23 protein-coding genes and 1 riboswitch are annotated in these 25831 nt (G+C 36.2%); of the genes, 17 read left to right on the plus strand and 6 right to left on the minus strand.

Annotated features, from left to right (window positions below; genetic code table 11):
- Positions 1-136: 136 nt before the first annotated feature.
- Entirely contained in the window at positions 137-319 is a 183-nt protein-coding gene (locus tag Q4496_RS10070) for a DUF2897 family protein (RefSeq protein ID WP_303610393.1), read from the minus strand.
- A 122-nt stretch (positions 320-441) separates the two neighbouring features.
- Here Q4496_RS10070 and Q4496_RS10075 point away from each other — a divergent pair, with 122 nt between their 5' ends.
- Positions 442-1608, plus strand: coding sequence for a methyl-accepting chemotaxis protein (locus tag Q4496_RS10075; RefSeq protein WP_303610394.1), 1167 nt, complete (start codon positions 442-444; stop codon positions 1606-1608).
- Between the two features lie 54 nt (positions 1609-1662).
- Here Q4496_RS10075 and Q4496_RS10080 read toward each other — a convergent pair whose 3' ends face one another.
- Together Q4496_RS10080 and cysK are read right to left on the minus strand one after the other, a co-directional pair.
- Positions 1663-2097 (minus strand): hypothetical protein, encoded by a 435-nt coding sequence (locus Q4496_RS10080; protein ID WP_215972601.1) that lies wholly within the window; start codon positions 2095-2097, stop codon positions 1663-1665.
- A 145-nt stretch (positions 2098-2242) separates the two neighbouring features.
- Positions 2243-3238, minus strand: coding sequence for a cysteine synthase A (gene cysK, locus Q4496_RS10085; protein ID WP_215972600.1), 996 nt, complete (start codon positions 3236-3238; stop codon positions 2243-2245).
- A 185-nt stretch (positions 3239-3423) separates the two neighbouring features.
- On the opposite strand from cysK, the gene Q4496_RS10090 reads away from it, so the two are divergent.
- The 3 genes from Q4496_RS10090 to Q4496_RS10100 are packed head-to-tail and all read left to right on the plus strand — an operon-like array spanning position 3424 to position 6708.
- The gene (locus Q4496_RS10090) at positions 3424-4269 is read left to right on the plus strand and encodes a MoxR family ATPase (protein ID WP_215972599.1); all 846 of its coding nucleotides are present in this window, start codon (positions 3424-3426) and stop codon (positions 4267-4269) included.
- An 18-nt stretch (positions 4270-4287) separates the two neighbouring features.
- Positions 4288-5460 (plus strand): VWA domain-containing protein, encoded by a 1173-nt coding sequence (locus tag Q4496_RS10095; RefSeq protein WP_303610395.1) that lies wholly within the window; start codon positions 4288-4290, stop codon positions 5458-5460.
- A gap of 33 nt (positions 5461-5493) precedes the next feature.
- Positions 5494-6708, plus strand: coding sequence for an RDD family protein (locus Q4496_RS10100; protein ID WP_252727434.1), 1215 nt, complete (start codon positions 5494-5496; stop codon positions 6706-6708).
- Positions 6709-6714: 6 nt separating this feature from the next.
- Here the strand turns inward: Q4496_RS10100 and Q4496_RS10105 are convergent, their stop codons facing one another.
- Complete coding sequence (locus Q4496_RS10105; RefSeq protein WP_215972597.1) at positions 6715-9030, minus strand: carbohydrate binding family 9 domain-containing protein; 2316 nt, start codon at positions 9028-9030, stop codon at positions 6715-6717.
- 325 nt (positions 9031-9355) lie between these two features.
- Between Q4496_RS10105 and Q4496_RS10110 the strand changes: the two genes are divergently transcribed.
- From Q4496_RS10110 to Q4496_RS10165, 12 genes are all read left to right on the plus strand, one after another.
- Positions 9356-10090 (plus strand): DUF599 domain-containing protein, encoded by a 735-nt coding sequence (locus Q4496_RS10110; RefSeq protein WP_215972596.1) that lies wholly within the window; start codon positions 9356-9358, stop codon positions 10088-10090.
- Complete coding sequence (locus tag Q4496_RS10115; protein ID WP_215972595.1) at positions 10087-10587, plus strand: DUF2919 family protein; 501 nt, start codon at positions 10087-10089, stop codon at positions 10585-10587. The genes Q4496_RS10110 and Q4496_RS10115 overlap by 4 nt, the downstream gene beginning before the upstream one ends.
- Positions 10588-10615: 28 nt before the next feature.
- Complete coding sequence (dnaQ, locus tag Q4496_RS10120) at positions 10616-11416, plus strand: DNA polymerase III subunit epsilon (protein ID WP_215972594.1); 801 nt, start codon at positions 10616-10618, stop codon at positions 11414-11416.
- On the plus strand, positions 11395-12726 hold the full coding sequence (locus Q4496_RS10125) for a TIGR03503 family protein (protein WP_215972593.1): 1332 nt from the start codon (positions 11395-11397) through the stop codon (positions 12724-12726). Before dnaQ ends, Q4496_RS10125 begins: the two co-directional genes overlap by 22 nt.
- A gap of 440 nt (positions 12727-13166) precedes the next feature.
- A riboswitch (guanidine-I (ykkC/yxkD leader) is annotated at positions 13167-13262 on the plus strand.
- A gap of 51 nt (positions 13263-13313) precedes the next feature.
- On the plus strand, positions 13314-14402 hold the full coding sequence (locus tag Q4496_RS10130; RefSeq protein ID WP_303601921.1) for a putative urea ABC transporter substrate-binding protein: 1089 nt from the start codon (positions 13314-13316) through the stop codon (positions 14400-14402).
- A gap of 20 nt (positions 14403-14422) precedes the next feature.
- Positions 14423-15235, plus strand: a complete 813-nt coding sequence (locus Q4496_RS10135) for an ABC transporter permease (RefSeq protein ID WP_252727433.1) — start codon at positions 14423-14425, stop codon at positions 15233-15235.
- Positions 15235-16068 carry an ABC transporter ATP-binding protein gene (locus Q4496_RS10140; protein WP_303610396.1) on the plus strand — a complete coding sequence of 278 codons (834 nt, stop codon included), beginning with the start codon at positions 15235-15237 and terminating at the stop codon, positions 16066-16068. Before Q4496_RS10135 ends, Q4496_RS10140 begins: the two co-directional genes overlap by 1 nt.
- The gene (locus Q4496_RS10145) at positions 16061-16885 is read left to right on the plus strand and encodes an urea amidolyase associated protein UAAP1 (protein WP_303610397.1); all 825 of its coding nucleotides are present in this window, start codon (positions 16061-16063) and stop codon (positions 16883-16885) included. Before Q4496_RS10140 ends, Q4496_RS10145 begins: the two co-directional genes overlap by 8 nt.
- Before the next feature lie 2 nt (positions 16886-16887).
- On the plus strand, positions 16888-17526 hold the full coding sequence (locus tag Q4496_RS10150) for an urea amidolyase associated protein UAAP2 (RefSeq protein ID WP_303610398.1): 639 nt from the start codon (positions 16888-16890) through the stop codon (positions 17524-17526).
- Between the two features lie 121 nt (positions 17527-17647).
- Entirely contained in the window at positions 17648-21259 is a 3612-nt protein-coding gene (gene uca, locus Q4496_RS10155) for an urea carboxylase (protein WP_303610399.1), read from the plus strand.
- Positions 21259-23088, plus strand: a complete 1830-nt coding sequence (atzF, locus tag Q4496_RS10160) for an allophanate hydrolase (protein ID WP_303610400.1) — start codon at positions 21259-21261, stop codon at positions 23086-23088. Before uca ends, atzF begins: the two co-directional genes overlap by 1 nt.
- Before the next feature lie 302 nt (positions 23089-23390).
- Positions 23391-23570, plus strand: coding sequence for a DUF6435 family protein (locus Q4496_RS10165; protein ID WP_215972586.1), 180 nt, complete (start codon positions 23391-23393; stop codon positions 23568-23570).
- 107 nt (positions 23571-23677) lie between these two features.
- Here Q4496_RS10165 and Q4496_RS10170 read toward each other — a convergent pair whose 3' ends face one another.
- Both Q4496_RS10170 and Q4496_RS10175 read right to left on the minus strand, forming a co-directional pair.
- Entirely contained in the window at positions 23678-23989 is a 312-nt protein-coding gene (locus tag Q4496_RS10170; protein WP_303601926.1) for an EthD family reductase, read from the minus strand.
- Between the two features lie 328 nt (positions 23990-24317).
- Entirely contained in the window at positions 24318-24545 is a 228-nt protein-coding gene (locus tag Q4496_RS10175) for a DUF2798 domain-containing protein (protein WP_215972584.1), read from the minus strand.
- Between the two features lie 345 nt (positions 24546-24890).
- On the opposite strand from Q4496_RS10175, the gene Q4496_RS10180 reads away from it, so the two are divergent.
- Entirely contained in the window at positions 24891-25397 is a 507-nt protein-coding gene (locus Q4496_RS10180) for a peptide-methionine (S)-S-oxide reductase (RefSeq protein ID WP_215972583.1), read from the plus strand.
- Positions 25398-25831: the final 434 nt, after the last annotated feature.

Consider the following 25831-nt stretch of genomic DNA (forward strand, 5'->3'; position numbering starts at 1 on the left):
TTCAAGGACAATTTCGCGTCAATAGCTAGTCTATTGCAAGTAAATTTAACGATGAAGTAAGGAAAAATTACTGTTAGAGAAAGAAATATTAAACCGAGCTTCGACATAGTTACAATGTTAACTATGTCGATACAGATTAACTATTTATCTTTTTCTCTTCTTCTTCTTCTTCTTTGTCTAGCTCTTCATTACGTTTCTTAATTTTTTCTAGTTGTTCTGGGGTTAAGTTAAATTTTTGAGCAGATTTTTTTATAAAATATACGCTACCTATTATTGAACCTAATGCGATAACCGTTATAACGATTCCAAATAATGACATAAAACCTCTTTGTTGAATTTTATCCTAGTCGCCATTGTTAAATAGTAATAGTAAAACAGCTTTTTAACAGGTAACTTATCTTATTAAATAAAACATAATAATAAGTATGGCTGGATATATATATGAATAAAAATTTAAGTACAAAGCTTATCTTACCTATGACAATAGTAGGGTTGCTCTTTGTTTTAGTTATTTTATTTTTACCCGAGTCGTTAAGTAAATATAACGTATTAGCCATGATAATTATACTTGTTATAACGCAAGTTACAGTGAGTGCTGCTTTTTTTTCAAAACAAGTAACAGCTCGTATTGTTAATTTGCAAAACTACTTAGCTTTAGTTGTCAGTACTGAACAAGCACCTTCAGACCCTTTAACCGATGCAATTGATGATGATTTTGGCAAGGTAGCAAATGAACTAAGTGGGTTTATCGTCGGTTTAGCTGATGTTATTAGTGATATTCGTAGTAAATCAGAACAATTAAATCAGGGTGCTATTACCTTGACAGCTCAAATAAAAAAATCGGTTTGCTCTGTCGATAAGTCGGTTAATCAAATTGAGCAAATGGCGATTTCAATTGAAGAGGTTGTGAATACCTCTTCAATTTTAACAACGAATACGGATCAAGTGAGTAATACTACCAATGTTGTTATGGATATATTGAATCAAGGGATCTCATCTTCTAACCTTAATCAAGACACCAGTGAATCGTTTGCTAAAGAAGTAGACAGTATGACTAAAGATTTAGTACTTTTAAAAGAAGAGAGTGCTCATATTGGCTCTGTGTTAGATGTTATTCGAGGTATTGCAGATCAAACTAATTTACTGGCGCTTAATGCAGCCATTGAGGCGGCTAGGGCAGGTGAGCAAGGTCGAGGTTTTGCTGTTGTTGCTGATGAAGTAAGAGCACTTGCGCATAGAACTCAACAAGCTACTGTTGAAATTCAGTCTATGGTTGAAGGTTTACAAGATAAAACAGCAAATGCTGTCGCCGCGGTTACCCGAGGGCAAACTTTATCTCAACATAGTTTATCTCAATCGACAGAGGTTGTTAGTGCATTAACACAAATTAAGCAGTCATTTGAAGAAGTCGACTGTTTAACCTCTCAAATAGCTCAAAGCACTCAAGCACAGCAAAGTTCAACGGTTTCCATCAATGATAATATGGTTGCAGTATTATCCCTTAGTAGGGATGTAAATGAAGGACTTGCTTTTGTTGCCGAACATGCAAACCTACAACAGCAAACATCTACAGAGGTAGATATTACATTAAACCGAGTTTGTGTTTAATATTTATTGGCGAGCAAGATAAGTATTCTATCTATATAGGTTTCACTAATAATGTTAAAAAGGATCTTTCAATATTTTATCGATAATCCACTGATTTCTATCGTTTTGAATCAAAGATAGGCGTTTAACATCTTTGATATTATCTTCACCTTGATAGCCAGATAAATAGACAGTTACGATCGCTTTATCTTTAAATATTTCTCTGATTTTCATGCCAGAATCATCAGGCTTTATTTCTGTAACCTTATCATATGGCATGTTAAATAAGTGCCTAGCAACTGACTGTGGTGTTTTATAGTGTAAGAGTAAACGTGCTAATTTAGGTGAGCAAACCGAAGCAGCTTTCTTAATATTTTTCTCATTGTATATTGCTTCAAAAAAAGCAATTGTGACAAGTTTTGGATCATCAAGGTCGTTAATTTTGTCTTCATCGCTACAAGCTGGAAGAAAAATGATAAACATGAATATTAAAGAAAGTGTCTTATACATAAAGTAAATTAACTAAGCCAACTAACGAGTATTAACATTAGCATAACGCAAACTTGATCCGTTGTTCAATAAAAAAGGCGCCGAAGCGCCTTTAAAGATAAAATGAGAAAAATTGTTATTTCATTTTATAGAATAAGCATAAAACTTACTGTACTAATTCTTTTTCTGAAAAAGTATCGCTAAATAAAGCACTAGATAAATAGCGCTCTGCAGAGCTAGGTAAAATAGCGACAATAACTTTACCTGAATTCTCTGGTTTTTCAGCAAGACGCTTGGCAGCCATTACCGCTGCGCCAGATGAAATACCGGCAAGAATACCTTCTTCTTTCATTAATCTATGTGCCATTGCCATCGATTCATCATTTGTTATTTGCTCAACACCATCAATTATATCTAAATCAAGGTTACCTGGAATAAAGCCTGCGCCAATACCTTGAATTTTATGAGGGCCAGGTGTTAGATCTTCACCAGCAATTTTCTGAGTAATAACCGGAGAATCGGTAGGCTCAACGGCGATACTTTGTATTGCTTTGCCTTCGGTTAGTTTAATATAACGGCTAGTACCAGTAATTGTTCCACCTGTACCTACACCTGCTACTAAAATGTCAATTGCACCTTTAGTATCACGCCAAATTTCAGGACCTGTCGTTTTTTCGTGAATTTTTGGGTTCGCAGGATTATCGAATTGACCTAATAAAACATATTTTTCAGGATTAGAGTCTTTAATTTCCTGGGCTTTAGCTATCGCGCCATTCATACCTTTAGCACCATCAGTTAATTCAACTTTTGCACCTAAAGCCGTTAGTAGTTTACGGCGCTCTAAACTCATTGTACTTGGCATAGTTAACGTAATACCGTAACCTCGAGCAGCAGCAACAAATGCAAGGGCTATACCTGTGTTACCACTTGTTGGTTCAACAATTTCTTTACCAGGAGCTAATAACCCTTTTTCTTCTGCATCCCAAACCATGCCAGCACCAATACGACATTTAACACTAAAACTAGGGTTTCTCGACTCTATTTTTGCATAAACAGTTGCTGTAGGGGTGCCATCGCTGTTTTTACTTGCGATTACACGGTTAAGTTTTACCAGTGGTGTATTACCAATGGAGGTTGAATTATCTTCAAATATATTAGACATAGCGGGATCCTCTGACTTCTTTCACATAAGTATATTTGCTAAGATTAGTCCTTTACAACAGAAAAAGAAGTGATATTTTGTTATAACTTATATGCTTTTATGGAATAGATATATACTTTTCTAGTATTATTCAAAAAGTGTAAAGTAAGCACACCACTATTATTATAAATTATTGGAAATTACATATGAACGCATTTCAGGGGACAACCAATTATATAGCATCAAAAGATCTTCAATTAGCTGTAAATGCTGCGATTGCTTTAGAAAAGCCACTGCTAATAAAAGGCGAGCCGGGTACCGGAAAAACGATGTTAGCAGAAGAGTTAGCAGCTAGTTTAAATGTAGAGCTTATTCCGTGGCACATAAAGTCGACAACTAAAGCACAACAAGGATTGTATGAGTATGATGCCGTATCTCGCTTAAGAGATAGCCAGTTAGGCAATGATAAAGTTGAAGATATTGGTAACTATATTATTAAAGGTAAATTGTGGCATGCTTTTACTGCAGACAAGCGTCCAGTATTACTGATTGATGAAATCGATAAAGCTGATATTGAATTTCCAAACGATTTATTATTAGAGCTTGATAAAATGGAGTTCTTTGTTTATGAAACTCAAGAAAAAATCGTGGCTAAGCAAAGACCTATTATTATTATTACGTCAAATAATGAAAAAGAGCTGCCAGATGCATTTTTACGTCGTTGTTTTTTTCATTACATCAATTTTCCTGAAAAATCTGAAATGCAAGCCATTGTTGATGTTCACTTTCCCAAGATAAAACAAAAGTTATTAGATGAAGCGCTTGCTTTATTTTTTGATTTACGTGAAATGCCAGGACTGAAGAAAAAACCGTCTACGTCTGAATTAATTGATTGGCTAAAATTATTATTGGCCGAAGATATTTCAGAAGAAGTTTTACATGAAACCAGACAAAAAAAAGTTATTCCGCCATTGCACGGTGCCTTATTAAAGAATGAACAAGATGTTCATTTATTTGAAAAACTTGCTTTTATGAACCAGCGCAACCGTTAATCGAAGGCTGAAATTCTTATGTTAATTGATTTCTTTTGTAAAGTACGCGACTACAAAGTGCCTTGTACATTACGTGAATTGTTAGATTTGCTTCGTGCGTTAGAACAAGGCGTTGTGTTTGCTAGTATTGATGATTTTTATAGTGTAAGTCGTACTATTCTTGTTAAAGATGAAGCGCATTTTGATAAATTTGACCGTGCTTTTGCTGATTATTTTAAAGGCGTGGCGTCATTAGAGTTAGATTTGTCTGAAATACCAGAAGAATGGCTTAGAAAGCAGTTTGAAAAACAATTAAGTGATGAAGAAAAAGCAAAAATAGCGGCTTTAGGTGGTTTAGATAAACTGATGGAAACGCTTGCTGAGCGGCTAAAAGAACAAGAAAAGCGTCATCAAGGTGGTAATAAATGGATAGGCACTGGTGGTACTTCTCCTTTTGGTGCTTATGGCTATAATCCTGAAGGTGTTCGTATTGGGCAAGATAGCTCGCGACATCGTAAGGCGACAAAAGTTTGGGATAAACGCCAATTTAAAAACCTTGATGCAAATGTTGAGATAGGCACACGAAATATTAAGGTCGCGTTACGTAAGTTACGTCAATTTGCTCGCACTGGTAGCAGTGAAGAACTTGCTCTTGATGATACTATTGCCGCGACAGCACGTAATGCTGGCTATTTAGATATTAAAATGAAACCTGAACGCCATAATGCCATTAAGGTTCTGATGTTTTTTGATATTGGTGGTTCAATGGATGATCACATTAAAGTGTGTGAGCAACTCTTTTCGGCAATACATGGCGAGTTTAAACATTTAGAGTTTTTCTATTTTCATAATTGCCTTTATGAAACGGTTTGGCGTGATAATAATCGTCGACAAAGTGAAAAAATAGATTTATTGCAAGTACTGCATACCTATAGTCGAGATTATAAAGTCATTTTTGTGGGAGATGCTACTATGGGGCCTTATGAAATTACGTATCCTGGCGGTAGTGTTGAACATTGGAATGAAGAAGCCGGTAGTGTATGGATGAAAAGGTTAACAGATCACTTCAATAAAGTGATTTGGCTAAACCCTCAACCAGAGTCACAATGGCCTTATTATGCATCGATACAAATAATGCAGCAACTTGTTGAACGTAAAATGTATCCGTTAACGCTGGCTGGCTTAGGGCAAGGTATCAAAGCATTAACTTAATTGTTTCAAAGTAATGGAATAAGGATCACCCTGTTGGAAAATAGCACTATACCTGTTGAACATATGTCTGTTGATAATGTTGCAGCGTTATCGGAAAAAGAAACTAAGCAATACTTAACGCCATTTGCTTTTAAGATGGATAACTCTTTATTTGGTTTACCTCTAGCGACACCAACAAAACGAGGGGTAGCTTTATTGATCGATTTACTTTTAGTGGCTTTATTAAGTGATATACCTGGCGTATTGTTAGCGCTTGCTATTGCAATCACACTTTACTATTTAGGCAATAAAAAAAGAGCACAAGATCAAAATAAAACAAAAGGGCGTAAACGTCGCGCTACTATGCGTTTTATTGCTGCCTCGATGGCGTTTATTATTTTGCTGAGTGTGTTACCCGCTTTATTTAAACTTGTTGGTATTGAAGAAGGTCAACATCAGGATAGTGTTGATAATAATTCGCTATCGTTAAGTCAGTCTTTATCGATTGGCGCAATTACATTGTCTACACTGCAAAAAATACATAATAGTCATTGCAAAAAAATTGAATGTTGGCAAGTTGAGTTAACAGCAGTAGCAGCTAATATTGCAAATGTAAGCGTTGAGAATGAGATAAATGTAGCGCCCACTGAACTCAGTGAAATATTTACCGATATTGTGCAAGAAATTGATTTACCGAAAAAAGATAAAGAACAATTAATTACCGCTATGCAGACGAGTTATGATAAAGAAATTTTTCAGCAACCAAGCGAGTTGATTAAAAATTCAGAAAATAAAATAATAAAAGACTCTTCAGTAATAGAGCAACCTAGCAAACCTATTAATAAAGCTCAGACAGACGTAGCCATTGTTTTAGCAGGAGATGAAAGTTTAATGAGTGGTGATACTCTTGAAGAGAAAGAAACGAATAGACAAGCTTATTCTCTCATTGCATGGCTCAAAGGAATAATAAATGATCTCGGGTTGGGTTTTGGTTGGGCTATGTTTTATTTCACCGTATCCATTGCTTTAGGAAAAGGTCAAACATTAGGTAAAAAACTATTAAAAATTAAAGTAATACAGTTAGATGGTACACCTTTGTCTTTATGGGATAGTTTTGGTCGATACGGTGGTTATGGAGCCGGTCTTGCTACGGGGTTATTAGGCTTTATTCAAATTTATTGGGATCCTAATAAACAAGCTATTCATGACAAAATTTCGGCAACAGTGGTAATTGACCTGAATAAAGCGCGTAAGCCAATATTAGATTAATTAAATTCATGGAGCCCAAGCATAACTGATTTTTGTAAAAAAAGTTCTATCAGTTCGGGTTAACTTAGTTAAATCTTGATCTTGATAGCTATTGTCGGAATAACCTAAGAAAAATACAGTTTGGGGGTTGAGCTTATAAGCATAAATTAGTTGAGTAGATAACGCTTTTATGTTCTCAGAGCCTGAGTATTCAATGTTATCATAAACTAAACTGAATTTAAGGTAACTCAGTACATCAAATTGATAAGATAAGCGTAGTTCAGAAATATTGGCGATATAAACATTAATATCATGATCATCTTCTTTGGCATCTAATTTACTGTAAGTTTGGTAAAAATCAAATTCTAAATGATCAGTAATAAAAACAGTTAAATTACCCGTGGCTTCTATTAAGTCACCTAAACGGTCGTTAGAATAATCAATTTTATCACCAACAATAATATTAAGTGATAAATAAGTACGATTATTTATATTGGCACTGGAATATAGTTGCAGCTGATCTTCGTTAAACATGGAAGTATTACCATCAATATTGGCTATACTCTTATCATAACGAAGTCCAACTCTTTCACCATGAATGAAATCGACTTCTAAGATCGATTGTAAAGGACCATCAATCGTAAAGCTTGCTGTTAACTCTCGCTCTATCAATTCATTATTTATATTATGAGCAATTTTCCACTCGCCTGCCAGACCAGCTTCTTGCCAGTAACTGTCTTGATCGGAATAAAAAGTCCTTTTTAACAATGCTGTATTTGTTTTTATATCTGTTTGGGGCATATAACCTAAATCAGCACGAAAGTCTGCGCCGATAGTTTGATGCTCTATGTCTAACAACCAATATTCAGAATGGTGATTAAAATTCATTTTAAAAGCTTGATCTTTTAAACGGGTATTATTTAGCTCAACGTATTTAGTGGGTTTATTTGAGAATATACTGTCAGAATATTCACTGTTAGAGCTTAATACTTGTGCTTTAATAGCATTTGATTCAGATAAACGATAACGTGCATCAATTCCTGCAACATAGTTATGATAGTTATCTGCAGAACGAAATGTTGCTATAGAGCCTACAGTTAAGTTTTCATTAAAATCATAACGATAACGTAAAGCACTAGCATTATTTTTCTTATCGAGAGTGACTAACCTAGAATTTAAATTGCCAGGCAGTAGTATATTCGTTTCAGTGTCGTTAGCGGTAAAGACACCATAACTGTGCTTATCTATACGCCCAGTGAGTTTAGCCCCAAAATCAGGATCAGCAATATTTCGCGTATATATTAAATCGAAATCACTACTAAAATAGTCGCTATTATCTAAGAAAAAAGCACGTTTTTCTTCATAATATAATGAAAAGTTAGTATTAACGCTAAGTTGTCCGCTATCACTTTCTACGGTAGAGAAATCAGGGTTTATCGTGGCATTTAATAAATTATTGCTATTAATTCCCCAGCGTAAATCAAGACCAGCTTCAATATCATCATTTGTAGTCCAACCATTCGCTGGGTCATCATTAGCTAAATAGACATCACGAAATTCATCTCTTGTTGCTGTAAGAGTTGGTGTGAACCTTAAATTTTTTCCGATGCGAGCATTTTTAAAGCCTTTTGCTTCTGGGTATTGACATAACCAACAAGGGTTATCTCTATTAAGCGGAACATGAGATATACGTAAACTTGTGTCTCTTGGGTAGGTTCTTACTAATTCAATCGCCCATTTTTTTTCTAGACCATCATTTTTAAAATTTAAAATATTATAGGGAATCGCTATTTCTACTTGATAACCTTGACTCGTTATTTTGCCAAAGGAATACCAAAGTCCATCCCAGGAAGTATTTCCTTCACCAGTAATTTCATTGAAGGTAGCATCATTTTGTACGCCATAAGGGTTGACAAAGAATTCGTAATTTAAGCGGCGATTATTGTGGGTATCAAGTTTAATACCGACTAAATCATGAAACCAAGCATTATCACGATCGGTTAAGAATGCCTGAATTTTTTCAGGATTAGGATCTATTGCGAGAAATGATATATAAAGAAATTCACCATTTTCTACCAGTTTAGCGGTCGTTTTTACTGGGCTAGGCAGATTATTCCATGGACTATTTACCAAGTTTAATTCTACAGTAAGGGCATGTAACCACAAATTATCATTGAGTTTGCCATCAATATTAATTTTACCTTCGTAATAGGGGATATCTAAAGGTTGAATTGTTGTTTCACTTTCTTTTTTTGTGTTAAATGCTTGTACTGCTGACATTGGTAATATCAGCAAGCAAGCAACAAAAAGCACAAATAAGTTATTATAACTTAGCTTTTGCATACATCATCCGTAAATTTATTATTATTATGAATTTAAAATATTATATTTATTTTAAATATATCCCTATCGCTATTAATTAATTTTCATATTCTATAGCAAGTTAAGTTTAACTGTATAAATTTTGAGGTAAATTGTTACAAATTTTATTCGTTAACACAATGTTTACTTTATTTTGAGTATTTACGATCGTTTTTTAATAGCGAAATTAATTGTTATATCTTTATTTTCTTCGAAAAAAGGTAATTATCATCGATATTGTGTTGCAGTATTTAGCTAAAAAGTTACTATTGCTAAAGTTAGTTCATTTTTATTTTATGAGTTTTAAATGCCCTTATCGATAATTGATGTTTTTGCCTTGTTTGTCTTTATCCTCTCTTGGTCTGGCTACAGTTGGTTTGCTCGTAAAAAAGCAAAAAGTACGGATTGTTTAGCGCGTAGCTTACATCAGCATAGAATTCACTGGATGCACGAAGCTATTACTAAAGAAATGAGAGTTGGTGAAGCTTCATTATTGTCAAATTTAGAGCGAAATATAACGTTTTTTGCTTCGAGCACTCTATTAATTTTAGCGGGTTTATTAACCCTTTTTGCAAAAATTGAAACCTTAGACATGGTTATTTCATCCATGCCTTATGCCGATCATACTAGCCATTTAATGATACAATTAAAGTTAAGTTTGCTTGCTTTTATTTTTGTTCTATCATTTTTCCAATTTACTTGGTCGATGCGTCAATATGGTTTTGTTAATGTGATGATGGGTGCTGCTCCTATTGATGTTTCAGGTCAAAATGAAAACCTAAAATCTTATGCAAAACAAATGGCCACAGTACAAGACCAAGCTGCTCACGCCTATAATTATGGGCTTCGTTCATATTATTTTGCACTTGCTGCAATGTGTTGGTTTTTTCATCCTGTTTTACTTATTTTGATGAGTATATGGGTTGTTTATACTTTATATACACGTGAATTTAATTCAAAAGCGGTAAAAGCAATTACCGCGGCACAAAGACTATTAAAAGTTGAACGTGATAACAAAATGCAAAATAAGGGTAAGGGGTGAATAAAAGTTTTTCTAAAAAATATCAGCATTATTCGGTAGGTGATTTTGACAGCTATGATTGCTTAAAATTATCAAAAAAATTTTATTTAGTGCTAATATTTTTGTTACGAGGTTATCTCGTTTGGTTGATGTCAGTGACTAATATGCGTGATAGAGTGAGTATCATCTCTTGGATATACCCTGAAAAGTCACTATTTTATTTTAGTTTGTTTTCAGGTGCTATTGGTTTATTTGTTTTATTGATCATTAGTTTACGCAGGCCAGAAGCCGGTTCTTGGGTGCAAACAAGCTGGCGACATTGCAGAAAAATTTTAAGCGTTGCGTTATTGTTTGATTTACTTACCCATGTTATTGCTTATTTTTATTGGCAATTATTTTCTTTAGAGTGGCTTATACTTCAAACGGTAATAACGTTAGCGTTAATATTACTTTGTTATACTAGTGACAGATTTAATATTAATCTATCAGAATTTCCACAAAAAATACCTGAAAAATAACTTCATCAAAAAATTAGAGATATGTATAGTGAATTTAAGCAATAACCCTACTAATAAAGATACAAGAGCCGACGCTAAGACAGAAGAGCGGTTGATTATTCTTGATACGGAAACGACGGGTATCAACCCAAGAGAAGGGCATAGAATTGTTGAAATTGGCTGTGTAGAAATGATCAATCGACAGTTAACTGGCCGAACATTTCATGCCTATATAAAACCGATGGATTCGCGCGGAGAAGTCTTCGTGATGGAGCAAGAGGTAATTAACGTCCATGGTTTAACAAATGAATTTTTAAATGATAAACCTATTTTTTCTCAAGTTGTGGATGAGTTCATAGATTTTATTCGCGGTGCAAACTTGGTTATTCATAATGCTAAGTTTGATGTTGGCTTTATGGATCATGAATTTTCTTTATTGAATTTTGCCGAACGTTCTCGTAATAAAGTACCTATGACAGAAGATATTTGTACTATTACCGATACTTTGAAAACGTCGAAAGACGAGTTTGGATCACCTAAAACCTTAGATTATTTAGCCCGTTTTTATAAAGTTGATAAGCTTATTGATCGTACTTATCATGGGGCTTTAATTGATGCTCAATTGCTTGCTTTTGTGTATATTGAAATGACGCGAAAGCAATCAGCATTTAACCTTTCTGTTGGTGATAATAGTGGTGGTGATGCCAAAGAAATTAGACGACTTAGTAAAGATAGAAAAAAATTAAAGGTTATTGCTGCTACGGTCGATGAAAAAGAAGCACATAAAGAAAGGTTAGCCGTTGTTAAGCAAAAAGGGGGAGAGCCACTTTGGAAATTACCAAGCTATTAGTATTTTGTTTGCTGTTACTAACGAATGTTAATTATGCCGTTGCGCAAAATGCAGAAAAAACAGACGTAAAGGCTATAGAAAAAGATAGTTATCTAACTGATAGTGAAGAAAAAAATCTAACAAAACGAGAAATAGATTTCTATCAAAGCGATAATATTACTAATGAAATACCTTACTTCGATAATCGCTTTCATATTGATGCTGAGCTTGATGAAATAACTCTCATATTTTTTAGAGTGAAGGGTAGTAGGTCTATAATTCTAGTACAACCGGACGGTAAAAAGATACGGTCTAGTGTTCATGATCCTGATACGGTGAAATGGTACGACGATAAGACTTTTGACATGGTAAAAATTACTAAACCTATGCCTGGTCCTTGGCAAGCAATTGGTAATATTTTACCTGAGAGTAAGATATTAATTGTGTCAGAAGTTAAAATTGAAATAGAACCTTTTCCCAATGTTTTATTGTCAGGGGAAACGATAAAAGTTGTTGGTAAGCTTTACAATGGCAATCGAAATATTGAGGTTTCAGAGTTTAAAGAGGTTGTTGAGTTAGATGTAAACTTTTTTAGTACCAATAATTCAGATTATGCAAACTTTGGTGCCGATGCGCTTAAAGTTAGCTCGTTTAGCGATGATGGTCGTGGTCTAGATGAGTATGCGGGAGATAATATTTATACGGGGGAATTCATGTTGAATTTTGCTCCTGGTGAATGGCAACCTGTTTTCGTTATAAAGCTGCCATTAATGACAAGAGAGCTTCGTTATGAGCCTGTTATTTTACATGAAGCACCAGTTGAATTATCGGTAGTGCCTGCAGAAGATGATACCATGGCACATAAGTTAGTTTTGACTATTGACCCTACTTATGTCGATCCAAGTAGTTTAATTTTTCAAGGAAAGATAACATCACCTGATAGACATACAAGACCCTTTTCTATTACGGATAATGAAAATATAGAAAGCCCGACCGTTCGAACTAAAGATTTCCCTTACACTGAACCTGGTATTCATCGTGTGACTGTGAGTGCTTTTGGCCGCACAATAACAGGACGTGAGTTTCGTCTAGCTGTACCTGATTTTTCTTTTAATATTAAAGAATTTCCTAAGGAAATTACGCAAATACCAGAGGAGAATACAGTGGATGAACAGCAAATTGAACTTGCCGATAAATTAGCGCAGCAACAAAAACTAGATGAAGAAAATAGTATGAAAACCATTGTTACTGTTATAGTTGCTAATCTTGTTATTATTTTGTTCGCTATTGCCTTATTTTTCTTTGTACGTAAAAGAAAAGTTAACAGTTAAATTGGTTCGTTTTCTAAACAAAGTAATCTCGCTGATAAATCAATTTACCTTTTATCTCTTAGTAGAAAAACAACTGTTATAAATCAATGAAGGGCTGCTGTTAAGCCTTCTCAAATACTTTCAAGCATCAATATATTCATTTGATACTGATTCATCCTAAAAATTAATCATGTACAAAGCTTTCTTTTTATAAAAGGGACGTGCTTTTTTTAGGAAATAAAGCGCTTTCTTAAATAAACCTACGAATAGAATTTAAGCACTATTTTGGATCAAGCTTAACTGATATTTACCCTTTATGGTGCATTATGACTAAAGTTGAGAATGTTTTTTCCTGCTATATTGCTGTAATTATTGAGTATTTTTAATTGGCATTATATTTGCTATTTTCTAGTTACTCGTATGAGGGATATTGGTAAGTCACTTATCAATATCACAATTTGGTAATAGACATCTAGGGTTCCGGCTTTTTAGCGACTGGACCGAGAGTTGTCGACCTTTATTTGAAGGTTACACGGAGGGATAAAAGCCCGGGAGAAGATTAGAGCAATGTCTCTCATACTTTCTATGTGTAACTAAAGGATAAAGATATGAATATTATTAAACATTTACGTAGCTCAGTTTCTAAATTCCTCACACTTAGCGCTCTTTGCAGCGTTGTTTTGTTTAACTCAGTAGCCAGTGCAGCAGATGAAAAACCTACTTTCCGTTTAGCTTGGACTATTTATGTCGGCTGGATGCCTTGGGATTATGGTAATGCGTCAGGCATTGTAAAAAAATGGGCTGACAAATATGACATCAACATTGAAGTTGTTCAGGTTAATGATTATGTCGAATCTATTAACCAATATACGGCTGGTGGTTTTGATGCAACCGTAATGACAAATATGGATGCATTAACTATTCCTGCAGCCAGTGGTGTTGATTCTACAGCGGTAATTATTGGTGATTTCTCTAACGGTAATGATGGTGTTGTGCTTAAAGGTAAAAAAACACTAGCTGATATTAAAGGACAAAATATTAACTTAGTTGAACTAAGTGTTTCTCATTATTTATTAGCTCGCGCACTAGAAACTATCTCGCTAACTGAACGTGATGTACGTGTTGTAAATACCTCGGATGCTGACCTTGTTGCCGCATTTACTACTGATGATGTAACGGCAGTCACTACCTGGAACCCATTATTAAGTGAAATAACCGCAATGCCAAATACCAGTAAAGTATTTGACTCTTCAATGATCCCTGGTGAAATCATCGACTTGTTAGTTGTTAATACACAAACACTTAATGATAACCCTAAATTAGGTAAAGCCTTAACAGGTGCTTGGTATGAAATTATGGCCACTATGCAAGGTAGCGATCAAAAAGCTATTGATGCACGTACCATGATGGCAGAAGCTTCAGGCACTGATTTAGCAGGATACGATGCACAATTAGCTTCAACAAAAATGTTCTTCAATGCTAAAGATGCCGTAATGTTTAACAACAGCGCTGACCTTAAAAATACCATGGGTAAAGTAGCAGAATTTTCATTTAAACATGGCTTATTAGGTGAGGGTGCAAGTGATGCTACATTCATTGGTATTGAAACACCAAGTGGCGTTTATGGTAACAAACAAAATATCAAACTTCGTTTTACTCCTTCATTTATGCAAATGGCTATCGACAATAAACTATAAGGCTGATTGTTATGCGTTTAATGAATAGTAAACCCAGTCGTTCAGTACGACTGATTTTAAACTTATTACCTTTTGTTCTCTTGTTAATTATTTATACGGTTGCATCTGATGCACGCTTATTAGAAAACCCAAGTGACAAATTATTACCTTCATGGTCAAGTTTTGCTGATGCGGTACAGCGTATGGCATTTGAACCAAGTAAACGTACTGGCGAATATTTGTTATGGGCTGATACCGGGGCAAGTTTAGAACGCTTATTTTTTGGGGTTGGTATTAGTGCACTTATTGGTTTAGTTCTTGGGGTTATTAATGGCATGTTGCCGCTGTTCAGAGCAACACTTTCTCCTTTGGTTACCGCTATTTCGTTAATTCCACCAATGGCGATATTACCGATATTGTTTATCGTCTTTGGTTTGGGTGAATTATCTAAAGTAATGCTAATTATCATTGGTATTTGTCCTATTTTAATTCGTGATTTACAACTACGTACACAGTCATTACCTGCAGAGCAGTTACTTAAGGCACAAACCTTAGGTGCTAATACATGGCAAATAATGATTAGAGTAGTGTTACCACAAGTATTACCACCATTATTGAGCGCAGTCCGTTTAACCTTAGGCAGTGCATGGTTGTTCTTGATTGCGGGTGAAGCCATTGCCGCAACAGAAGGTTTAGGGTATCGGATCTTTTTAATTCGTCGTTATTTAGCCATGGACGTAATCTTACCTTACGTACTTTGGATTGCGGTATTAGCTTTTTTAATGGATACCATTTTACGACTTATTTCAAAGCGCGCTTTTCCTTGGTACCACGGTAAAGGAGGAGAAGAATAATGACAGATCCATTCATTAAAAATACGGTTGAGCCTATTATTGAAATTAAACAAGTTTGGAAAGAATACGGTGATCATATCGTGCTTGAAAAACTTAACTTAAACGTACAAGCCGGCGAATTTATTAGCATTGTTGGTGCCTCAGGTTGTGGTAAAACAACGTTATTAAATATGTTATTAGGTACTGAAGATCACAGTAGAGGGGACGTTTTACTTGATGGCGAACCTATGCCTAAAGAGCCTAACGCAACTCGCGGTATTGTTTTTCAAAAGTATTCAGCTTTTCCGCACCTTAATGCTTTAGAAAATGTCATGTTAGGTGCCGAATTTGCCAAAGCTCCATTTTTCGGAAAAGTGCTTGGTAAACAACGTAAAGAAATTAAAGAAAAAGCGTTAGAGATGTTAACTGCCGTTGGCTTAGGCCATGCGGCTGCTAAATACCCAAGTGAGTTATCTGGTGGTATGCAACAGCGTTTAGCTATTGCTCAAGCTCTGATTAAAGAGCCTCGTATTTTATTACTGGATGAGCCTTTTGGTGCACTGGATCCAGGCATTCGTAAAGACATGCATAAACTGGTACGAGAGTTATGGCAAAAGCGTGGTTTAACCATTTTTATGATTACTCACGATTTGTCGGAAGGTTTTAGCCTTGGATCGCGTGTTTGGGTATTAGATAAGCCGCGAATCGATCCACAACAGCCAGAGCGTTACGGAGCACAAGTTGTTTACGATATTGCGCTTAATTCAGCGCAGGCTATTCCATCAACAATACAGACGTTAATAGAAAAAGAAGCAACAGCTAAAGACGCTGTTCAGGAGAACACTCATGAGTAAAGATATTTCGTTACAAAAACCACTACAAGAGCCACCACAAGGCGTGATTTATCAAGACACTATTCCAGGTGCAAGCCATTGGTCTATGGTTATTCCTGCAGGCAAAGTATTAGCTGTTACCGATATAGAAGGCGGTGCTAATGTTTCTATGTTGTTTTATAACCCACATAACTTATTAGAGCGTTACAACGCCCCTGATACATTAAAGTGCCAACATACGTTTAAGCTAACTCATGGCCATTGCTTGTATTCAGATATGGGGCGTATTTTCTGTTCAATTGTGCGTGATGACACCAACTGGATTGACAGTGTTGGTGGTGTTGCTAATAAACAAAAAGTGGCAGAAAAATGGGGTGAAAGAAATTACCAAAGCGACCGTAATGCTTGGTTGCAAAACGGGCACGACAGTTTATTAGTTGAAGTGGCTAAATATGGTTTAGGCAAACGTGACTTAGCGGCTAACATCAATATTTTCAGCCAAGTTAAAACCAATGACGATGGCGATTTAAGCTTTGTTCCAAATCACAGTAAAGCCGGCGATACCGTAGAATTACGTTTTGAAATGGAAACGCTAGTGGTATTCACTACATGCCCTCATCCAATGAACCCCGCAAGCGAATATCCTAATCGTTCTGTGAGCATTGCTTTAAGCGAAGCTCCTGCAATGACAGATGATGATAAATGTTTAAATTCTAGCGATGAAAATGGTCGCGGTTTTGAAAATAACCGTCGTTATAACTTTCAACAAAATCTAATGCATAGTTGCCAACACCCGCATCACTCACATGCTAATCACACTGAAACACAAGGAGCATAATCATGATCACTTCAAGTCAACTTAAAGTAGAGCAAGCGACTCGCAGCGATACTGTCCTTGCCGGTGACTATTACATGCAAGTACTTAAAGCAGGGCAAACGCTACGCATTTTAGATTTAGAGGGTAACCAAGCGGCAGATACATTATTTTACAGCGCGAACGACCCAAGTGAGCGTTACAGCGCCATGGATACTATCCGTGAGCAAGGTAATGTGTACTTAACGACAGGAAGCAAATTGCTTTCTAACGACGGTAATGAGATGTTAGAAATTACTGCCGATACTTGTGGTCGTCACGACACATTAGGTGGTGCGTGTGCAACCGAAAGTAATACAGTGCGTTACGCGATAGAAAAAAAATGTATGCATGCTTGTCGCGATAGCTGGTTATTAGCCGTAGCCGAAAACCCACAATACGGATTAAGTAAACGCGATATTACTCACAACATTAACTTCTTCATGAATGTACCTGTAAGTAGTGACGGTGGTTTAAGTTTTGCTGACGGTATCAGCGGAGCGGGTAAATATGTAGAAATGACAGCTGCAATGGACGTAATTGTTTTATTGTCGAACTGTCCTCAATTGAATAACCCTTGTAATGCTTATAATCCAACCGCAGTTGAAATGCTGATTTGGGATTAATTAAAAGATAACGTGCTGTAAATAAACTATTTAGCAGCCATTACGAGCCAGCAAGGACGACCTTGTTACCAAACGCTCAGTACTATTTTCGGGACGACCCAACCTTTAAAAGGTCATCATTATGTTCACTAAAGTATTAATTGCCAACCGTGGCGCAATCGCTTGTCGTATTATCCGTACCCTATCAGAAATGGGGGTTCAAAGTGTTTCTATTTATAGCCTAGCCGATGCAGATAGCCTGCATGTTTCTCAAGCTGACGAAGCTTATTCATTAGGCGAAGGTGGCGCTAAACAAACGTATCTTGATATCGAAAAAGTTATCGCTATCGCCAAAGAATGTGGCGCGCAGGCTATTCACCCAGGTTACGGTTTTTTAAGTGAAAATGTTGAGTTTGTTCGAGCATGTGAAGAAAATGATTTAGTATTTTTAGGGCCAACACCAGAACAAATGCTTGAGTTTGGTCTTAAACATAGAGCACGTGAAATTGCTGAAGAAGCTAACGTGCCGTTATTACCAGGTAGTGATCTACTTGAAGATTTAAATGATGCATTAACGTGTGCTGAAAAAATTGGTTACCCAGTAATGCTGAAAAGTACTGCTGGTGGCGGTGGTATTGGCATGCAGCGCTGTAATAGCGCAGAAGAATTAAGCCAAGCTTATGATTCAGTAAAAAGATTAAGTGAAAACAACTTTAGTAACAGCGCATTATTTTTAGAAAAATTTATTGTGCAAGCGCGCCATATTGAAGTGCAAATTTTTGGTGATGGTGAAGGTTATGCTATCGCTCTGGGTGAACGAGATTGCTCAGCACAACGTCGTAACCAAAAAGTAATTGAAGAGTGTCCAGCACCTAATTTAGCCGACGATGTTCGTCAACAATTACATAGTACAGCAACCCGTTTAGCCGCTTCGGTTAATTATCGTAACGCAGGTACGGTAGAGTTTGTTTTTGACCAACAAGATCAAAAATTCTACTTCTTAGAAGTAAATACACGCTTACAAGTTGAACACGGTGTAACCGAGTTAGTATATAACGTTGACCTTGTTAACTGGATGGTATGCTTAGCGGCAAAAGAGTTAGCGCCATTAGCTGAACTTGAAAAAACATTAGTGGCTAAAGGTCATGCTATTCAAGTGCGTATGTATGCAGAAGACGCGAATAAATCATTCCAACCAAGCGCCGGTTTAATTAGTCATGTTAAATGGGCAACAGAAGTTGACCAAGGCACATTACGTATTGATCACTGGTTAGAAAGTGGCACTGAAGTGTCACCATTTTTTGACCCTATGTTAGCTAAAGTTATTTGTCATAGTAAAACACGTGAACAAGCGCTTACCGGCTTAAAACAAGCACTTATTCGTAGTGAAATTTACGGTATAGAAACCAATAAAGATTATTTACACCAGTTATTAAGCAGTAAAGTAGTAGAAGATGCCGAGCTATTAACACAAACATTAAATAGCTTTGTTTACTCACCTTGTTCAATTGACGTGTTAGCTGGTGGTACACAAACCACTATTCAAGATTACCCTGGTCGTAAAGGTTACTGGAATATCGGTGTACCACCCTCAGGTCCAATGGACAGTGTTAGTTTTCGTTTAGCGAATACCTTATTAGGTAATACCGATGATGCTGCAGGTTTAGAGATTACTGTTAGTGGCCCAACATTACGCTTTAACAGTGCAACACGTATTGTTTTAGCCGGTGCCACAATAGACGCGGAATTAGATAACGTTAGTGTGACTAATGGTGTTGTTATTAACGTGGAAGCAGGACAAACTTTAACACTGGGTAATATTAAAGGGGCTGGTTCACGTGCTTATCTAGCCGTACAAGAAGGTATTCAATGTCCAGATTATTTAGGCAGTAAATCAACCTTTACGCTAGGTCAATTTGGTGGTCATGCCGGTCGTGCTTTACGTACGGGTGATGTATTAAGCATTGCAGACTTTTCTGAATGCACATTTGAAGGTACTGAAACACAAGGCTCAACGTTATTACCTGATATTACCGATGAATGGACTATTCGTGTTATTTACGGACCACATGGTGCGCCAGACTTCTTCTGTCCTGAAGATATTGATGCCTTCTTTGATGCAACGTGGAAAGTACACTTTAACTCAAGCCGTACTGGTGTGCGTTTAATGGGGCCAAAACCTAAATGGGCACGTAATGATGGTGGAGAAGCAGGATTACACCCTTCAAACATTCACGATAATGCTTATGCGGTTGGTACCATTGATTTCACTGGTGATATGCCAGTTATCCTAGGTCCTGACGGCCCAAGTTTAGGTGGTTTTGTTTGTCCCGTTACCATTATCAAAGCAGATTTATGGAAAGTAGGTCAGTTAAAAGCGGGGGCGAGCATTCGTTTTCAACCCGTCTCTATTCTTGATGCGCAACAGTTAGAAACACAACAAATTGAACAATTACAATCAGCTCAGTTTGTTGAACAAAAAGCACCAACAGAACTACCTGAAAGTGCTATTATCAAAACAATTGATAAATCAGAGTTAAACGAGCAAGTAGTTTACCGCGCCAGTGGTGAAGACTACTTATTAGTTGAATACGGTGAGCAAGTATTAGACGTTGCCTTACGTTTCCGTGTTCATGCCTTGATGTTAAAACTACAAGAAATGAATATTGCTGGTATTGAAGAATTAACGCCAGGTATTCGTTCCCTACAAATACATTACGATAATTTATTGCTACCACAAGCCACGTTGCTTGACTTATTAGCAGAAGCGGAACAGGCATTAGGGGATGTAAGCCAATTAACTGTGCCATCACGTATTGTGCATATTCCTTTATCTTGGGATGATTATGCAACACGTTTAGCGATTAAAAAATACGATGAATTAGTGCGTAAAGACGCCCCTTGGTGTCCTGATAATATTGAATTTATTCGTCGCATTAATGGCTTAGATTCGGTTGAAGAAGTAAAAGAAATTGTTTTCAACGCAAGTTACTTAGTGATGGGCTTAGGTGATGTCTATTTAGGAGCGCCAGTGGCAACACCGCTAGATCCTCGTCATCGTTTAGTTACCACAAAATATAACCCTGCACGTACATGGACTCCTGAAAATGCTGTTGGCATTGGTGGCGCTTATTTATGTGTTTATGGTATGGAAGGCCCAGGTGGTTATCAGTTTGTTGGTCGTACTTTGCAAATGTGGAACCGCTACCGTAAAACAGCAGAATTTCAAAAACCGTGGTTATTACGTTTCTTCGACCAAATTAAATTTTACCCCGTAAGTAGTGAAGAATTGACACAAATTCGTCATGATTTTCCACGTGGTGATTACCCATTAAAAATTGAAGAAACAACTTTTAGCTTAGCGCAATACCAAGAAAGCTTGAGTGAGAACCAAGAGTCAATTGTTGCCTTTAAAGACAAGCAGCAAAAAGCGTTTGAAGCAGAGCGTCAACAATGGCAAGAATCAGGACAAGCTAATTTTGTTGCCGACGAAATGACTCAAGTAGAAACTGATGTTGTGAGTTTAACTGCCGAACAACGCGGTGTTGATAGTCATGTCGCGGGTAATATTTGGAAGATTCTAGTGAAGCCAGGTGAAAAAGTGACAGCTGGACAACCGTTATTAATTTTAGAAGCTATGAAAATGGAAATTGAAGTAGTAGCACCTGCCGCAGGTACTGTTGCAAGCTTAGTTCAAAAAGAAGGTGCGCAAGTACACGCTGGACAACGTTTATTGATTTTGGAGAAAAACTAATGATTGATACTAACAATATGATCACACAAAACATGACCATTAGCGCTTTACAAGATGCTTACCGTAGTGGTGAATTAAACGTTGAAAGTTTTTTAACCGCTAAATTAAAGCAAGCTAAAGACGATCAAAATAATGTTTGGTTAGCGACGGTTTCAGATGAGCAGTTAACTGAAATGTTAGTGGCACTGAGCGATAAGTCGCTCGACGAGTTACCTTTATACGGCGTACCTTTTGCGATTAAAGATAATATTGATTTAAACATTTTGCCGACTACTGCCGGCTGTGAAGCGTATCGTTATCAGCCTGAGCAATCAGCGCAAGTTGTGCAATTGTTAATGGCAGCGGGTGCGATTCCATTAGGTAAAACTAATTTAGACCAATTTGCCACTGGGCTTGTGGGGGTTCGAAGCCCATGGGGTGCAGTAAAAAATAGTTTTAACCCTGAATATATTTCAGGCGGTTCAAGCTCGGGTAGTGCCGTTGCGGTTGCTAACGGTAACGTAAGCTTTTCATTAGGTACCGATACTGCAGGCTCAGGCCGTGTACCTGCAGCGCTTAATAACATTGTGGGGTTAAAGGCGACAAAAGGTTTGTTGAGTTGTACTGGTGTGGTGCCTGCTTGTAAAAGTTTAGATTGCGTTACCTTTTTTGCTAATACGGTTGATGAGTTAAATGAACTATTAACGATTGCGGCAAAACAAGATATGAGCGACTGCTACTCTAGACTCAACCTGGGCGCTGATGCGGTTTATCAACCAGCGTCAGGTCTTGCGTCATTAAAAATTGGTGTGCCAGAACAAGAGCAGCTTGCCTTTTTTGGTGACGAAAGCGCACAAGCCTTATTTGAGAATAGCGTTGAGCAGCTAAAACAAGCTGGCACAGAAGTAGTTACTATTAACTTTCAACCGTTTTTAGATGCCGCGAAACTGCTGTATGAAGGCCCTTGGGTTGCAGAGCGTTACGCTGCTATTGAAGAATTTTTTGTTAACGACCCTAAACAATGTTTACCTGTTATTGAAACCATCATTGGTGGTGCAACTAAACATTCTGCGGTAAGTGCTTTTAAAGCAATGTATAAATTACAGGCTTTCAAAGTGGAATGTGATGCCATCCTTGCTGAATTAGATTGTATTGTCACGCCAACTGCTGGCACTATTTATACTATAGCGGAACTTGAAGCCGATCCGATTCAGCTAAATTCTAATTTAGGCTATTACACCAACTTTATGAATTTATTGGATTATGCCGCAATTGCTGTGCCTGCCGGCTTTTTAGCATCAGGATTACCGTTTGGTATTACCTTATTTGGCCCTGCGTTTAGCGACCGTTTACTATTGAGCGCTGGCGCTAAAGTACAACAACTGAATAACTTTACCTTAGGAGCGACGCAGCAAGCTCTAAGTAAAGTAAGTAGTACAGTTTTAAGTGATGCAAATGTAGAGCAAGTTGATATTGCTGTTTGTGGCGCACATTTAACTGGTTTTCCACTGAATCACCAATTAACAGAGCGTGGTGGCTACTTAGTGAAAAGTTGTAAAACCTCTGCGGATTATCGTTTTTACGCATTAGCAGGTGGTCCTCCTTTTCGCCCAGGTTTAATTCGAGTAGCAGAAGACGGAACCGCCATTGACGTTGAAGTGTGGCGTATACCGGTAAGTACTGTTGGGAGTTTTTTACAGGGAATAGGGCAACCATTAGGATTAGGTAAAGTTGAACTAGACGATGGTAGTTGGATAACTAGCTTTATTTGTGAAGGGTACGCAATCGAATCTGCTACTGATATTACGCATTTAGGCGGCTGGCGCGCTTATGCTAATCAAAATATGTAATTGCTCGAAATGATATATCAATAAGACCAGTTTCATTCATTAGGTTACAATTTTATACATAGAAAAAATTGTCAAATACAAGGCATTTATTTCAATAACTAGTTGTTCTAATTATTAAATAAATAATGATGTAGTTGATGGTTTTAACAAGTAGAAATGATCACATAGTTAGTGAAATTGGTATAAATATAAGCTTTAAATTTAAATCTTACGTATTGTGATCCTTTAATCGTTCGCAATAAGTAAACCAAAATATGTTTATCTGCGTATAATTAATTACTACCATTTTAGGAGTAATGATAATGTTCGCAATTTTTAAGAAAGATCCAGTTAAAAAGTTAAATAAGGCTTATGAAGCTAAGCTTGAACTAGCGATGAACGCACAAAGAAGTGGCGATATTAAATCGTATGCTATGATTACCGCTGAAGCGGAAGCAATTAGAGAAAAAATAGTAGTGTTAGAAAAATCTACCATAGATTAAGAGACTAATTAGTGATAATAAACAGTTGGTTATAACAATAAGTCATCAAAAATAACCAACTATTCTCTACTTTTATACTACAGTGAAGTTCTTGTTGATAGAATATATTAGAGTTTAATTTCACTAATTTGAATTTGAGGTTGTATATTTGTAAAATTTGCCAAATCCGCCATTATGGTCTCGGCATTAGGCCCAAAAGCTTCTTCAAAACTTTCAACTGAATCAAATGTCATATGTGCCATTGCAATAAAGGCAGGATCTTCCCCAGGAGCACCACCAGCAAGGCCAGAATCAACAGTTACATGCTTTAAGCTATCTCCCAACAGTTCTCCAACTAACGAAATATGTGTTTTACAGTAATAGTTTATGTCGAAAGTTCCATCTAAAGACTTTGGATACATCACGCTAACTTTTATCATTGTTTTTATCCTTTTCGCTTATATTTATTTAACGGTTTAGCATACGACTAACACTTAATGCAGGTTAATTTTTAGCTTGTTATTTAAACACCTTAAGGATGATACACGGAGGTAAATTACTATTACAACTCATTTTTCATGCATTATTAAATGTCAGAAGGTGCAAAAGGTGCTAATTTTTATTTAATCAACATAGATGTAGCCCTTTATCATTATCGCTATATTGACAATATTTGATAAATGATTGTCGAGAATAAAGAATATATAGAATAATTATAGAGTAAGCTTTTACTCCTAATTGCTAATGAAAAAGTGAATTAGCTGCTGTTTATTCCTCATGTAATACAATGTTAACGAGTTTATGGACGATAGGAGACACAATAATGATGGCTGGAAATGCAACGAGAAAAGCAAAGCTCCAAGCGTTTAACCAAATATCAATGATGTTGCTCACCATACCTACGTTAAAAACACTGATAACGAAAGACATAATACATGACATGAGCAATGCCATAAAAAAAGAAAATACTATTTTGTGATGTTTACGTGAAATCATTAAATTACTCTAAATTGGCATAACGCCTTGCTTAAGGGAGGGAGGCAATAATGGGCTAAAATAAGCGATGAATGAAGAAAAGCCAACAGTTATTTTTTATTTGTTGTCTTTATATAATGTATTAGACTTATTTCACTGTAAAATAAAGGTATTGCTTATCTTTCGGTTTAACTTGATAGAATAGGGGATAGCTTATGATGTTACCATTGAAGTCGATAACTTACTTTTGTTTGCAAAGATGCTGACTGATATTCGGGTGTTATTGATAAATAATGTAATAGCGAGTTATGGTAAAAGTATATTAACGAAAACAACGAACCAAAAACCTTTTTGTAAAGAGTAAAAATGAAGATTGAAGAATATAATCATGATAACAACGAAGTGGAAGTTATTTATTTTGCTGGTGGATGTCTTTGGGGAGTACAGGAGTTTCTTAAGTATCTACCAGGGGTTTCTAAAACTGAAGCAGGACGAGCTAATGGGTTAACGGATAGTACTAAAAGTAGTTATGATGGTTATGCTGAGTGTGTAAAAGTAATTTTTTCTCCCAATGTAGTTAATGTTAATGAACTTATTGGTTATTTTTTTGAAATAATTGATCCATATAGTATTGATAAGCAAGGGGAAGATGTAGGAAAGAAATACCGAACTGGAATATACAGCAAACAAAGTAGTCACCTCAAAAGTGCTACTCGGTTTATTAACTGTCGTGATGATGCGGATAAGATTGTTGTAGAAATATTACCGCTTCTTAATTATGTGAAAAGTGACGAGGAACACCAAGAAAGGTTATCTCGCTTTCCAAATGATTACTGTCATATCCCTAAAAAAATATTACATAAATATAAGTAGCGTTAATGTATTTAATGTTCGAGGTAATTGATTCTTTATATAGTGTTAGTGATATTTCGATTATTGCTGTGAACAAATGAGTTAAAATATTCATATTAACGATTTTTTATACTGAAAGCTTGTTATAAACTTTGTCGTAATCAATTTGTGATAAATTTTAGCTATTAGTGCTGCTATATTCTCACCAAACCAGTAAACGCCAATTGATAATCTACATCAGTTGTGGTTTCTTTTTGTACTAATGTAAACCAAGTTACTTCTTGTCTAGTTTACATCTATGATGTTTTACTGACTGCTATATAATGCCCGTCAACCTAACGATTATAACTAAAGCTAATATCACTGATGGTATTCCTGCTTGATGTTTCGATATTTAAGCTCTGTTTTTACATTAGCAATTGAAGCAGTTAACTTTTGTTGATGTATTTTGTGCT

The organism is Colwellia sp. 5_MG-2023, assembly GCF_030547795.1.
In the GTDB taxonomy this organism is placed as follows: Bacteria; Pseudomonadota; Gammaproteobacteria; order Enterobacterales; family Alteromonadaceae; genus Colwellia.

Bases quoted from the DNA above. Each gene is read 5' to 3' on its own strand.
- Q4496_RS10135 (WP_252727433.1), top strand. From the start codon at position 14,423: ATGAATAGTAAACCCAGTCGTTCAGTACGACTGATTTTAAACTTATTA.
- Q4496_RS10175 (WP_215972584.1), bottom strand. From the start codon at position 24,545: ATGATTTCACGTAAACATCACAAAATAGTATTTTCTTTTTTTATGGCA.
- Q4496_RS10105 (WP_215972597.1), bottom strand. From the start codon at position 9,030: ATGCAAAAGCTAAGTTATAATAACTTATTTGTGCTTTTTGTTGCTTGC.
- Q4496_RS10130 (WP_303601921.1), top strand. From the start codon at position 13,314: ATGAATATTATTAAACATTTACGTAGCTCAGTTTCTAAATTCCTCACA.
- Q4496_RS10090 (WP_215972599.1), top strand. From the start codon at position 3,424: ATGAACGCATTTCAGGGGACAACCAATTATATAGCATCAAAAGATCTT.
- Q4496_RS10170 (WP_303601926.1), bottom strand. From the start codon at position 23,989: ATGATAAAAGTTAGCGTGATGTATCCAAAGTCTTTAGATGGAACTTTC.
- Q4496_RS10180 (WP_215972583.1), top strand. From the start codon at position 24,891: ATGAAGATTGAAGAATATAATCATGATAACAACGAAGTGGAAGTTATT.
- Q4496_RS10150 (WP_303610398.1), top strand. From the start codon at position 16,888: ATGATCACTTCAAGTCAACTTAAAGTAGAGCAAGCGACTCGCAGCGAT.
- Q4496_RS10140 (WP_303610396.1), top strand. From the start codon at position 15,235: ATGACAGATCCATTCATTAAAAATACGGTTGAGCCTATTATTGAAATT.
- Q4496_RS10070 (WP_303610393.1), bottom strand. From the start codon at position 319: ATGTCATTATTTGGAATCGTTATAACGGTTATCGCATTAGGTTCAATA.
- Q4496_RS10075 (WP_303610394.1), top strand. From the start codon at position 442: ATGAATAAAAATTTAAGTACAAAGCTTATCTTACCTATGACAATAGTA.
- atzF (WP_303610400.1), top strand. From the start codon at position 21,259: ATGATTGATACTAACAATATGATCACACAAAACATGACCATTAGCGCT.
- Q4496_RS10165 (WP_215972586.1), top strand. From the start codon at position 23,391: ATGTTCGCAATTTTTAAGAAAGATCCAGTTAAAAAGTTAAATAAGGCT.
- uca (WP_303610399.1), top strand. From the start codon at position 17,648: ATGTTCACTAAAGTATTAATTGCCAACCGTGGCGCAATCGCTTGTCGT.
- Q4496_RS10110 (WP_215972596.1), top strand. From the start codon at position 9,356: ATGCCCTTATCGATAATTGATGTTTTTGCCTTGTTTGTCTTTATCCTC.
- cysK (WP_215972600.1), bottom strand. From the start codon at position 3,238: ATGTCTAATATATTTGAAGATAATTCAACCTCCATTGGTAATACACCA.
- Q4496_RS10080 (WP_215972601.1), bottom strand. From the start codon at position 2,097: ATGTATAAGACACTTTCTTTAATATTCATGTTTATCATTTTTCTTCCA.
- Q4496_RS10095 (WP_303610395.1), top strand. From the start codon at position 4,288: ATGTTAATTGATTTCTTTTGTAAAGTACGCGACTACAAAGTGCCTTGT.
- Q4496_RS10145 (WP_303610397.1), top strand. From the start codon at position 16,061: ATGAGTAAAGATATTTCGTTACAAAAACCACTACAAGAGCCACCACAA.